Origin of the sequence: Nostoc sp. CENA543, assembly GCF_002896875.1 — a bacterium.
In the GTDB taxonomy this organism is placed as follows: Bacteria; Cyanobacteriota; Cyanobacteriia; order Cyanobacteriales; family Nostocaceae; genus Trichormus.
Map to the genome: position 1 here is coordinate 3178961 of NZ_CP023278.1, position 12259 is coordinate 3191219.

General features: G+C 42.2%; 13 protein-coding genes. 5 read left to right on the forward strand and 8 right to left on the reverse strand.

What is annotated here, in order from left to right:
* Positions 1–79: 79 nt before the first annotated feature.
* From prmC to CLI64_RS13100, 3 genes are all read left to right on the forward strand, one after another.
* On the forward strand, positions 80–994 hold the full coding sequence (gene prmC / locus CLI64_RS13090; RefSeq protein WP_103137640.1) for a peptide chain release factor N(5)-glutamine methyltransferase: 915 nt from the start codon (positions 80–82) through the stop codon (positions 992–994).
* Between the two features lie 231 nt (positions 995–1225).
* Positions 1226–1822, forward strand: coding sequence for an L-threonylcarbamoyladenylate synthase (locus tag CLI64_RS13095; RefSeq protein WP_103137641.1), 597 nt, complete (start codon positions 1226–1228; stop codon positions 1820–1822).
* 74 nt (positions 1823–1896) lie between these two features.
* Positions 1897–2808, forward strand: a complete 912-nt coding sequence (locus CLI64_RS13100; RefSeq protein WP_103140704.1) for a sensor histidine kinase KdpD — start codon at positions 1897–1899, stop codon at positions 2806–2808.
* On the opposite strand, the gene CLI64_RS13105 is transcribed toward CLI64_RS13100, so the two are convergent.
* The 8 genes from CLI64_RS13105 to hemB all read right to left on the reverse strand — a co-directional run bounded on the left by CLI64_RS13105 (position 2768) and on the right by hemB (position 10049).
* Positions 2768–3238 carry a GNAT family N-acetyltransferase gene (locus CLI64_RS13105; RefSeq protein WP_103137642.1) on the reverse strand — a complete coding sequence of 157 codons (471 nt, stop codon included), beginning with the start codon at positions 3236–3238 and terminating at the stop codon, positions 2768–2770. The two genes, CLI64_RS13100 and CLI64_RS13105, sit on opposite strands and share 41 nt — an antisense overlap.
* A 139-nt stretch (positions 3239–3377) precedes the next feature.
* Positions 3378–3797, reverse strand: a complete 420-nt coding sequence (locus tag CLI64_RS13110; RefSeq protein ID WP_103137643.1) for a hypothetical protein — start codon at positions 3795–3797, stop codon at positions 3378–3380.
* A gap of 190 nt (positions 3798–3987) precedes the next feature.
* Entirely contained in the window at positions 3988–4971 is a 984-nt protein-coding gene (gene secF, locus CLI64_RS13115; RefSeq protein WP_103137644.1) for a protein translocase subunit SecF, read from the reverse strand.
* Positions 4968–6392, reverse strand: a complete 1425-nt coding sequence (secD, locus tag CLI64_RS13120; RefSeq protein ID WP_103137645.1) for a protein translocase subunit SecD — start codon at positions 6390–6392, stop codon at positions 4968–4970. The genes secF and secD overlap by 4 nt, the downstream gene beginning before the upstream one ends.
* A gap of 175 nt (positions 6393–6567) precedes the next feature.
* On the reverse strand, positions 6568–7551 hold the full coding sequence (locus CLI64_RS13125) for an alpha-ketoacid dehydrogenase subunit beta (RefSeq protein WP_103137646.1): 984 nt from the start codon (positions 7549–7551) through the stop codon (positions 6568–6570).
* Between the two features lie 234 nt (positions 7552–7785).
* Positions 7786–8076, reverse strand: coding sequence for a DNA-binding transcriptional regulator (locus CLI64_RS13130; RefSeq protein WP_103137647.1), 291 nt, complete (start codon positions 8074–8076; stop codon positions 7786–7788).
* 279 nt (positions 8077–8355) lie between these two features.
* Positions 8356–8811, reverse strand: a complete 456-nt coding sequence (locus tag CLI64_RS13135) for a DUF3592 domain-containing protein (protein ID WP_103137648.1) — start codon at positions 8809–8811, stop codon at positions 8356–8358.
* A 248-nt stretch (positions 8812–9059) separates the two neighbouring features.
* The gene (hemB, locus tag CLI64_RS13140; protein WP_103137649.1) at positions 9060–10049 is read right to left on the reverse strand and encodes a porphobilinogen synthase; all 990 of its coding nucleotides are present in this window, start codon (positions 10047–10049) and stop codon (positions 9060–9062) included.
* A gap of 8 nt (positions 10050–10057) precedes the next feature.
* On the opposite strand from hemB, the gene CLI64_RS13145 reads away from it, so the two are divergent.
* Positions 10058–10264, forward strand: coding sequence for a hypothetical protein (locus tag CLI64_RS13145; protein ID WP_103137650.1), 207 nt, complete (start codon positions 10058–10060; stop codon positions 10262–10264).
* 315 nt (positions 10265–10579) lie between these two features.
* Positions 10580–12208 carry a peptide chain release factor 3 gene (prfC, locus tag CLI64_RS13150; RefSeq protein ID WP_103137651.1) on the forward strand — a complete coding sequence of 543 codons (1629 nt, stop codon included), beginning with the start codon at positions 10580–10582 and terminating at the stop codon, positions 12206–12208.
* Positions 12209–12259: the final 51 nt, after the last annotated feature.

The following is a 12259-nucleotide window of genomic DNA, read 5'->3' on the forward strand; positions in this document are numbered from 1 at the left end:
TGACGGCTAATATTTAATAAACAGCGATCGCTGGCGCATATTAAGAAAATCAACAGTTTACACCTGATAATTCTGCTCAATGCGTAAGTACAATGTGGTTTCTGGTTTACAACTTTGGCAATGGCGCAACAAAGCAATCAAAGCAGCGATCGCTGATCATATTCCAGTCGCGGAAATAGATTGGTTACTGCAAGAGTTAGCGGGTTTAGACAGGTTAGCACTGCGTCTAGAGTCTTTTAAAGACAAAGTTGAGATGAGTATGGCTTTGTCTTTAGAAGAACTAGACCAACTTTGGCAAAGACGCTTAGAGGAGCGTTTGCCTGTACAGTATATTGCTGGGAGTACACCTTGGCGAAAATTTCGCCTGAAAGTTTCCCATGCAGTTTTAATTCCCAGACCAGAAACTGAATGCTTGATAGATTTAGCTGTGGCTGCTACTGCTAACAGTGCGATCGCATCACAACTACAGCAAGGAAATTGGGTAGATTTGGGAACTGGTAGTGGCGCGATCGCTTTGGGATTGGCTGATGCTTTACCACAAGCGACAATTCACGCTGTAGATTTTAGTCGAGAAGCTTTAGCGATCGCTCAGGAAAATGCTGATACTCTAGGTCTAGCTGACCGCATCCGGTTTTATCATGGGTCGTGGTGGCAACCGTTAACAGACCTCAAAGGTCAAGTTAGTGGGATGGTGTCTAACCCACCCTATATTCCTAGCCATGTTGTACCGACATTGCAACCAGAAGTAGTCAACCATGAACCACATTTAGCCTTAGATGGTGGTGCTGATGGTTTGGATGATATTCGCCAATTGATCGAAGTTTCCCCTAGTTATATAAGGCCTGGTGGCATTTGGCTAATTGAAATGATGGCTGGACAAGCTGAAGCAGTAAAAACCCTTTTACAGCAGCAAGGTAGCTATGAAAACATTCAAATTCACAAGGATTTAGAAGGTATTGAACGCTTTGCTTTAGCTTATGTGAGTGCTGAGTAATGAGTAATGAGTAATGAGTAATGAGTAATGAGTAATGAGTAATGAGTAATGAGTAATGAGTAATGACCATTGACTAATGGCTAATGACTAATGACTAATGACTAATGACTATTGACTAATGACTATTGACTATTGAGTGCTGAGTCTTAATTTTGAATTTTGAATTTTGAATTTTGAATTTTAAGTTGGTATGAGTAGTAGTGTTCCACACAACTCATAACTCAGGAATTTATGACTAAAGTGGCTTTAGAAAAATTAATTGCTGGTGTGCGTGCTGGTGTTGTTGTCAGTTTTCCTACGGATACTGTTCCTGCACTGGCGACTTTACCGAAAAAAGCAGGGTTGATTTTTGCGACTAAACAGCGCAGTCAGGATAAGCCTTTAATTTTAATGGGAGCTAGTGCGGAAGATTTATGGCCTTATGTTCAGGGTAGCCAAGAAGAATATCAGATTTGGCAGCAAGTGGTGAATCAGTATTGGCCTGGTGCATTGACACTGGTATTACCGGCTAGCGATCGCATCCCCCAAGCGATGAATCCCCATGATCCTACAACTATTGGGATTCGAGTTCCGAACAGTGCGATCGCTCAAGCTATTTTGTCACGCACAGGCCCTTTAGCTACCACAAGTGCCAACTTATCAGGTCAGCCAGCTCTACAAACTATGGCAGAAATTGATGATCAATTTCCTGATGTACTGACATTAGAGTTTACGCCTGAAGAATTTTTCAGTGAAAATACTATACTGCGTCAGCCTTCTACTGTTGCTAAATGGACAGGGAACAACTGGAAAATTTTACGTCAAGGTGCTATTAATTTAAGCATTTAGCGTTTAAATGGGTTGAAGTGGGAAACAGTTGTTTCCTGGTTGTGATCAAAGAAAAAGTTAATATCTGTCAAAATATGAATTGGAGTAACTGGGTATATCTCGGAGTAGGATTATTTATCGGGTTAGGTTCTAGCCGGTTATTGACAAAACGCGCTGTCAAACCGATTGCAAGAGAATCACCTATGACACCCACAAATCAACAAGAAGAAATATTACTCCAAGAAACGATCAGAAACACTCAATTAGCCTATGAAATGGCTAAGGAAATGAGTGAGTTTAAAGGGGGATTTTTAGCGCGGACTACCCACGAATTGCGATCGCCTCTAAATGGTCTAATTGGATTACATCAGTTGATTTTGTCGGATTTATGTGAAGATCCAGCAGAAGAACGCGAATTTATTGCTCAAGCTCATGAACGGGCTTTAAAATTGCTGCATCTTATGGATGAAATTCTCAATGTTGTCAGAACAGAACATGGTACGAATAAATTAGATATTCAACCCCGTCCTGTAGCTGAGATTTTACAAGAAGTCTATAACTTAACTTATATGTTGGCAGTAGACCGCAATTTTAAATTGCGAGTCATACCCCCAGAGCCAGAGATTTGCGCTTTAGCTGACCAAAGATGGTTGAGACAGATATTACTAAGCTTCGTAGATACAGCTATTTCTCAAATGAAAGAAGGTAATATTTGTCTTTCTTGTGGTCTTAGTGATGACTATGTACAAATTTGGTTAGATTTACCGCAACACGCTTTGTTGAGCTATGAGTCCATAGATTTACTCACATCTGAAACCAGTGATGTAGAACCAGAAAAAACTGCTCTTTCCCCTGGGATGAAACTATTGCTCAATCAAAAGTTACTGACAACGATGGGGGGTAATTTGGAAATATTAGCAGATCCCGTGGCTGGGGAGACAGAGCAGTTAGCAAGGATACAAATATCTATGCCCCTAGAGATTCTGAAAGTTGAACTTCCGCAGTAGTCATGTTGCTCAGATTGGCTTGATTATACAAAACCATAGTGGTAGTGTTATTAGTCTGAAAACCAATTTTTTCATAGAACTTCTGTTGATAAGTAGTCATCAAATAAACACGCTCAACTTGCATTTGTGGATGACTCAATACAGTTTCCACTAATTTACTACCTAACCCAGTCCCTTGATAATCTGGGTGAATAACCACATCCCAGATTGTCGCTCTATAAATTCCATCGGAAGTAGCTCTAGCAAAACCAATCAGTTTTGTGTCATCCCAAACAGAAATTACTGGTTTGCTATTAGCAATAGCTATACTCAAATCTTTAATAGTACGTCCTTTCGCCCAAAAAGCTGCAATCTCAAATAAATTTTGGAGTTGATCAAGGTCTATTTCAGCATGGTGATGCTCACGAAACTGAATTTGTGGGTGATTCATCATGTAGGCACTCCGATGTGGCAGTCTTTTCACTGTCTTTCAATCATATTGTGCAAGAAATCACCGAATTCTGGTATTCGTGTCCTGGGAATTAGGCAGGGGGCAGGGGGAAGAAAAACTAATGACTAATGACTATTGACTATTGACTATTGACTATCGACTCTTGACATACCCATTTCCATAGGGGATGAGTGGGGCCTTGTTGGCGAATTTGAAATACTTGTTTTTCTAGACGATGCTTTTCTTGTTGTGGTAATCCCAACAAGATATTTCGGCTTTGCCAAACTAAAACAGAAGTTGTCATCCCAATACAAAATCCTAAACCTATAGCAGAGAATGGATGGTAAACAACTCCATAGCGCAGTGCTACCCAAGTAAAGTATTGTTTCCACAAGACGATTTCGGAACGGAGATTCCACAAACACAAGGGAGCAATTGTCAGCCATAAACAGCCGACGAATATCCATCTACCATACACAGTCAACTGGTGTAGTCTTTGGACTTGTTGCGCTAGAGATTGTTCATTACCAGAAATTTCTGGTTCTTCTGGTTTAGTCATGGGGATTGGGGATAAAGGCAAAAGGCAAAGGGCAAAGGGCAAAAGGCAAAAGGCAAAAGGTAAAAGGTAAAAGGCAAAAGTAAAAAGAAAGGAAAAGATTCTTTTGCCTTTTTACTTTTTCTGGGGCTGGAAATTGGAGATTAGGGATTAATCAATTTAAGATTCTGTTCCCTGTTCCCTAATTGACTACTTACTCTACAGATGTATCAGTGACTCCAGTAGCTTCTCCTACTGTATATTTACCTGTGCGTTCTCGCCATAGTGTTAGTAAGGTACTGGCGATGAAAATACTGGAGTAAGCTCCGGCGGTGAAGCCGATAATGAGTGCTAGAGCAAAGTTTTTCAGGGTTTCGCCACCAAATAAGAAGATGGCGAACAATGGGAGCATAGTTGTGAAAGTGGTATTGATGGATCTGCCTAAAGTTTGGTTGACGGCATCATCAACAATCTCAGTAATCTTTTGGTTAGAGTTGGTTTTTAATGTTTCTCGGATGCGATCGTAAATAACTACTGTATCGTTTACAGAGAAACCTGTAATTGTCAAGAGAGACACAATAAATAAACTGTCTACTTCTGTGCCAAATGCTAGACCGAAAATCGAAAACATTCCCATTGTGACTAGTACATCGTGAAGTAAAGCCACGATCGCAAATATGGCGTAGTCTAATTGAAACCGAAATGTTAAGTAAACAATAATGCCAATAAAAGAGACTACTAAGGCGATGATGCCGGAGTTAAACAACTCTCGCCCCAAGGTCGGCCCTACAGTATCAATCTGATTTTTCTGCTCGTCAAAAGCACCTACTTTTTCGCTTAAGGCGGTTTGTAGTTTGATACGTTGTTCTCGATCTAAATTTTTGGTACGGATGAGGATGCCGTTTTCTTTACGTGTATCTTTGTCGGCGACGATTTGAATACTACTATCACCAAGTCCTTGTGCTTTGGCGACTTCCCGCACAACATTAATATCTATGGGTTTGTCGCAATTTCCTGGTTTATTACAATCTCGCTCGAATTGTAGTCTGGTACCACCGACAAAATCTAAGCTGGGACGTAAAGGGGCGCGGATATTGGGATTTTGCCAAGAAATCACCATTGAGATGATACCAGCTAAGATGATGGCACAAGAGATTGCCCACCAAAGCGATCGCGATTTGTTAATACTGAGTTTCATTTAGCCACCTCTGCCTGGTTTGATGCTCCTGAATTTGGCAGGTTAGGACAGAAAAGTTCTGGTTTTCGCAGTGCAGGAATAGAAATTGCGACGAACATTAAACTGCGACTACAAGTAATAGCACTAAACATACTCACAGCCACACCTAGAGCCAAAGTTAAAGCAAAGCCTTTGACTAAGCCCGCCCCCAGATAAAATAAAGCAGCACAAGCAATAACTGTGGTGATGTTGCCATCTAAAATGCTGGAGAAAGCCCGATAAAAGCCAGACTCAACAGATCGATACAGTGATTTCCCGGCTCTTAACTCTTCCCTTGTGCGTTCAAAAATCAGCACGTTTGCGTCTACTGCCATACCGATGCTGAGAATAAAACCTGCAATTCCTGGTAAGGTGAGGGTGACATTTAATAGACAAAAGCTAGCCCAAGTCAAGATGGCGTAGACAATGAGGGCAATATCCGCAATTAATCCTGGTAGTCTATAGTACACCACCATAAAGATTAAGACTAAAATCAGACCGCCAATCCCAGCATAGATGCTGGTTTTGATGCTATCTTGTCCCAGGGTTGCGCCAACTGTCCGAATTTCCGCAATTTCTACGGGTACAGGTAAAGCACCGCCACGCAGTTGCACGCCTAAATCATTAGCTTGTTGGGCAGTAAATCTACCCGTAATGATCGCAGAGCCACCAGTAATCCCAGCACTGGCAAATTCTACCCCAACAACAGGCGCGCTGATTAGTTCATTATCGAGAAAAATCCCGATACTACGTCCTGTACCTGCAAGATTTTTGGTGAGTTCGGCAAAAAGTTCGCCACCTTTTTGGTTAAAGCGAATGGCTACATTCCAGTTGTTACCTTGTCGGGTGGGTTCGCCGTAGGCATCTGTAAGATATTTACCATCAAGCGGGGGTTTGGTGCTTTCAAATAAATCAGCGATCGCTTGATTATTGTTCTTTAAATCTTCTAAATTTTTATTAATTGCCGCTTGGTCTTGACTTTTTCTTAATTCTTCTTGCTTGGCTTTCAATTGGGCCCGTGATGCTTGAAATGCCAATAATTGAGTTTCTGTACTGGGTTTTTGCAGACGAAATTCTAGTTGTGCTGTACCGCCTAGAACTCGTTCTGCTTGTTCTGGGTCGTTCACCCCTGGTAACTGTACCAGGACTTTATTTGTACCCACGGTTTGAATAATGGGTTCAGAAACACCCAGGCTATTAATCCGCCCTTCCACAACCTTTTTCACCCCATCTAATTCCCGTTCGGTGATTTGAGGAATTTCGGCTGTAGGTTTCACTTCGATGGTAAGTTGTGAACCACCGCGTAAATCTAAGCCCAAGGGTGCGGGAAATCTCCAGCTAAAGGCCAAGGCGGCTATGACTAAAATTAAGATTAACGCTAAAAGCGATCGCTGTCTCTCCATACCGTAACTCGCAACTGACAAACGCTATAATAACGCTCTTTGCATCAGTTATGAGTAGGTGGGTATGGGGAATAGGGCATTGGGAATGGGGCATGGGGCATGGGGCATTGGGTAAAAACTACCTTGTCTACCTTGTCTACCTTCTCCCCAGTCACCAATACCCAGTCCCCAATCCCTAAACGCGCATCGCGACCATTTTCTGCACGGCTTCGACAATTTGCTCTGGCTGGACGATGGTCAGGCGTTCTAGTGTGCCGTTGTAAGGTGTGGGAATATCTTGGGATGATAGTCTTAATACTGGGGCATCTAGTTCGTCAAATAGGCGATCATTAATGGATGCCACTAATTCTGCACCAATACCGCCGGTTCGCATACATTCTTCTACAACAATGACGCGATGGGTTTTCCGCACTGATGCGCCGATAGTATCAAAATCTAGTGGTTTGAGAGATATTAAATCAATTACTTCTGGGTCGTAACCTTGTTTTTCTAAAGGTTTTACAGCTTGCATCACATGATGACGCATCCGTGAGTAAGTCAAGATTGTGACATCTTTACCTTTGCGGACAACTTCAGCTTTATCTAAGGGAAGTACGTATTCTTCCTCTGGGAGATTTTCTTTTAAGTTGTAAAGTAAAACGTGTTCAAAGAACAACACGGGGTTATCATCGCGAATGGCAGCTTTTAGTAGTCCTTTGGCGTTGTATGGGGTAGAACAGGCGACAATTTTTAATCCTGGGACGGCTTGGAAGTAAGCTTCTAGACGTTGGGAGTGTTCTGCACCTAGTTGTCTACCAACACCACCAGGGCCGCGAATTACCATTGGGATTTTAAAGTTACCACCGGAAGTGTAACGCAACATCCCAGCGTTGTTGGAGATTTGGTTGAAGGCGAGGAGCAGAAAACCCATGTTCATACCTTCAATGATGGGTCGCAATCCTGTCATGGCTGCGCCGACTGCTATCCCAGTGAAGCTGTTTTCTGCGATGGGTGTATCTAAAACTCTCAAGTCGCCGTACTTTTTGTATAAGTCTTTAGTGACTTTGTAAGAACCTCCATAGTGTCCTACGTCTTCACCTAAAACGAAGACACTGGAATCACGCGCCATTTCTTCATCAATGGCTTCCCGCAAAGCGTTGAAGAATAGTGTTTCTGCCATTTAGACCTTTTTTACAACTATTGTTTTAGAATCTTATCGCGCTACCGCGACTAATACCGTGAGCGATCGCACTAGTGAGAAAGTTAGCAAGGCTCAAAATTACCCTGAAATTATCTCTTAGCTTGTGGCAGATTTACACCTGAAACTGCATTAAACAGTGGTTATACAGCAATTAACTACTCAGACAGTTAGCTAAAGCCATCTCTAAATATGAGACTTTGAATTAGCAGGCTATCAGTTGCAAACCGGCGAATCAGTCACCTGTGTTACCTGATTTTCTGGAAAGCGTCTGGGCCTTCCTGGTTTACGCTTGTGTCGTTGATTAATTGACTTTTCACTGGCGATCGCTAATTCTTCAGGGGTACATTTAAATATCCGCAAAGCTTCCAAATATTTTTTTGGGGTCATGGTTGGCTCAGTCCGCCCAGCTTCCCAGTTACGAACGCTGGTTTCACTGATTGCAAGCCTGAAGGCCACTTCGGCGCGACTGACACCAGCACGCTCTCTCAGGACTTGCATATCCATAGTTCATGCTCCCATTACAAAATTTAAACTTTTTTGTTAAATCAATTGACATTTTTGTCAATTATGAAATTCAAAAGACTAAATTTATTATCTATGTTTATTTTATAGGCGATCGCTACACTCTTTGACAAAATCAGCCACTAATTTCTGTAACATCTCATACTAAATTTCCTGTGTCCGCATTAATAAAGCAAAAATAGCTGATTTGAGCCATAAAATAGAGCAAATCAGCTTTCTAATGTTGAATAGAAAAATATGCTATGTGAAGTCTGAATCAAATTACTCACCCAAAGACAGCTGCACAGGTGACAACTGACGTAGACCAGAAACTACGCTGAGTCCACCCATTCCAATCGCTAGCCAAGATACGAATGATTCCAGGGGTTCGACTTCTTTCGCTGTAGTTGCTGGTTGCTTGGGGTCATAACGCACAGCTACTATTTTGCCTTCGCTGGCGCGGGAGGAATCATAGTCACCTGTAAAGCGGACAGGATCACCCTTGACGAGAAACTCGATTACTGGCGCGTAGGTGTCTTTTTGTTGATCATTGCGATCGCGTTCACGACGGTGAACCGTATCTACTACCCTACCTTGTGTTTCTGTTAGTGTGGCACGCTCATAAGCAATTTGTTGGTTTGACCAAAAACCAGCCCCAATAAACATTAGCCCAATCACTAAGCCAATAATTCCACTCAATTTATCTTCAAAAGTAACTTGACGAAATTGCACATTCATAGAATTTAAAATAATTAACAAGAAGTTTATCGACTGTCGCCTAATTAAATAACAGCGAAGTAGCTAAAAATTACGTATGTAAAAATTAGTAATTTGTGATATTAAGTCATTTAAAAATACCACAATTGAGTTCGTAGTAAGGACTTTAGTCCTTTTCCTGAGAACTAAATTTCTCACTACAAACTTTCAAATTAAAAGACGTAGCATTGCTACGCCTAAAAAAACACTCATTTCTTGATTTCTCAACATTACACAGATGATCGCAACCATCTAGCCGCATCTTTGGCATGATAGGTGAGTATCAAGTCTGCACCAGCACGTTTGAAACTGGTTAAGGTTTCCATAACTACGCGCTGTTCATCTATCCAACCATTTAAGGCCGCAGCTTTGACCATTGAGTATTCACCAGAAACGTTGTAAGCAGCCACAGGTAAATTGCTTGCTTCCTTCACACGCCAAATGATATCCATGTATGCTAAAGCTGGCTTGACCATGAGCATATCTGCACCTTCAGCAATGTCTAGCTCAATTTCTTTAATCGCTTCCCGTGCGTTACCAGGGTCCATTTGATAGGTTCTTCTGTCGCCAAATTGGGGTGTAGATTCGGCTGCATCTCTAAATGGGCCATAGTAAGCCGAAGCATACTTAGCAGCATAAGACAAAATAGGTGTGTCTTGGAATCCTGCTTCATCTAAAGCAGAGCGAATTGCTTGTACAAAGCCATCCATCATTCCCGAAGGCGCGATAATGTCAGCACCGGCTTGAGCTTGGGAAACTGCGGTTTTTTTCAATAGTTCTAGGGTGGGGTCGTTGAGAACTCGTCCTGTCAAATCACCCACTTGCAAATAACCGCAGTGTCCATGACTGGTGTATTCACATAAACAAGTATCAGCAATCACAATCAAATCTGGTACGGCTGATTTTACTGCTGTGGCTGCTTTCTGCACAATACCGCAATCATGCCAAGCACCGGTAGCATCGGTGTCTTTGTCGGCTGGAATACCAAATAAAATGATGGCGGGAATGCCTAAGTCGTAAACTTCTTTGGCTTCTTCGACAATTTTATCTATCGAAAGTTGGTACACTCCAGGCATGGATTTGACTTCATTGGCAATGCCCTCACCTGGTACAGCAAACAAGGGATAGATTAAATCATTTGTCGTTACTATGGTTTCTCGTACCATCCGGCGCAATTGGGGATGGGTACGCAGACGGCGGGGGCGATGGGTGGGAAACATAAATTTCTGTGAAAAAATACGAATGTGATGGACACAAAACAAAGCGTCACAAAAGCCGGACGAAATTCCGCTATTGTCAGCCAGACTACAGACAGTGCTTAACTGTCCTTTGCCCTACTCCTGCTCAAGCTGTGGGGCAATTTTGTATTTTACAAGAGGCAGGAGACGGAAGAATTTTAGATTTTGAATTTTGGATTGGTTATCTCAAAATCTAAAATATTTGGCGGTCTGTTTTTAGCATGATGTTAGACAAATATTGGAAATTGTCATTGAGATCTGAACTAACTTTCAATTATCTACTTCTAAATTCTCAATTTTTTGGAAGGTTTTATGATAATTTTTATTAAAAGTTTATGATGGGTGAGTAAGTTGGAGTTTTAACGCGGAGGTACGCGGAGTTTTTTGGGTGTGGTTTAATTGATGCTTTTTAATTTTGAGTTACTTTTGGTGAGGTGCGTTGTTTTAAGATGAAGAGACTCGCTAAAGTAGAAAAGCATTAAGTTACGTAACAAGGAAGTAAATATAATTTTATGTCAACTGAACTTCAGGCAGAATTGGGTCAAGCAGTTGAGATGCGGCGCAATTTTGCGATTATCTCTCACCCTGATGCTGGGAAAACTACGCTGACGGAAAAGTTGTTGCTCTACGGGGGGGCAATTCATGAGGCTGGTGCAGTGAAGGCGCGCCGGGCGCAGCGTAAGGCGACTTCTGACTGGATGGCGATGGAACAGCAACGGGGTATTTCTATCACATCTACAGTATTACAGTTTGAATATCAAAATTGTCAAATTAATTTACTGGATACTCCTGGACACCAAGATTTTAGTGAAGATACCTATCGGACTCTGGCGGCGGCTGATAATGCAGTGATGCTGATTGATGCGGCTAAGGGTCTAGAACCTCAGACTCGCAAATTATTTGAAGTTTGTAAATTACGTGGTTTACCAATCTTTACCTTTGTAAATAAATTAGATCGTCCTGGTAGAGAACCACTGGAATTATTAGACGAAATTGAGCAAGAGTTGGGTTTGCAAACCTATGCGGTGAATTGGCCGATAGGTATGGGCGATCGCTTTAAAGGTGTGTTTGATCGCAAACAGCAGCAAATTCACTTGTTTGAACGCACTTCCCACGGTAGTAAGGAAGCCCGTGATACAGTTGTCAACTTGGGTGATCCGCGCATTGAAGAATTACTGGAACAAGACTTGTATCACCAACTCAAAAATGATCTAGAACTATTAGAAGGAGTCGGCCCAGAATTAGATTTAGATTTGGTACATCAAGGCAAAATGACTCCAGTTTTCTTTGGTAGTGCCATGACTAACTTTGGGGTAGAGTTATTTTTGAAATCCTTCCTCGACAATGCCTTAAAACCAGGTGTCCATGTCAGTAGCGTCGGTGAAGTACCCCCCACTTATCCAGAGTTTTCCGGTTTCGTTTTCAAATTGCAAGCCAATATGGACCCTAAACATCGCGATCGCGTCGCTTTTATCCGGGTCTGCACTGGTAAGTTTGAAAAAGATATGACAGTGAATCATGCTCGAACTGGCAAAGTTGTGCGGTTATCTAGACCCCAAAAACTGTTTGCTCAAGAGAGAGAATCTATTGATGTAGCGTATCCAGGTGATGTCATCGGTTTAAATAATCCAGGTGTTTTTGCGATCGGCGATACAATTTACACGGGGCAGAAGCTGGAATATGAAGGGATTCCGTATTTTTCACCAGAACTATTTGCGACTCTTCGCAATCCCAACCCCTCCAAGTTTAAGCAATTCCAAAAAGGCATCTCCGAATTGCGGGAAGAGGGTGCAGTGCAAATTATGTATTCCGTTGATGAAGCCAAACGCGACCCCATTATGGCAGCCGTGGGGCAGTTACAGTTTGAAGTGGTGCAGTTTCGCTTACAAAACGAGTATGGTGTAGAGACCCTGCTAGAACTATTACCCTACAGCGTTGCTCGTTGGGTAGAAGGTGGCTGGGAAGCTTTGGACAAGGTGGGACGTATTTTTAACACCACCACAGTCAAAGACAATATGGGTCGCCCAGTTTTACTGTTCCGCAACGAATGGAACTGTCAACAATTACAGGGAGATCATCCAGAGTTAAAACTCAGCGCGATCGCCCCAGTGTTTTCTAGTCAAAAGGCAGTTGAAGAGTGAGTTAGTGCTGAGTGCTGTTAGCGGAAGCGGGGCGTTTAGCCCGTGCTGTTA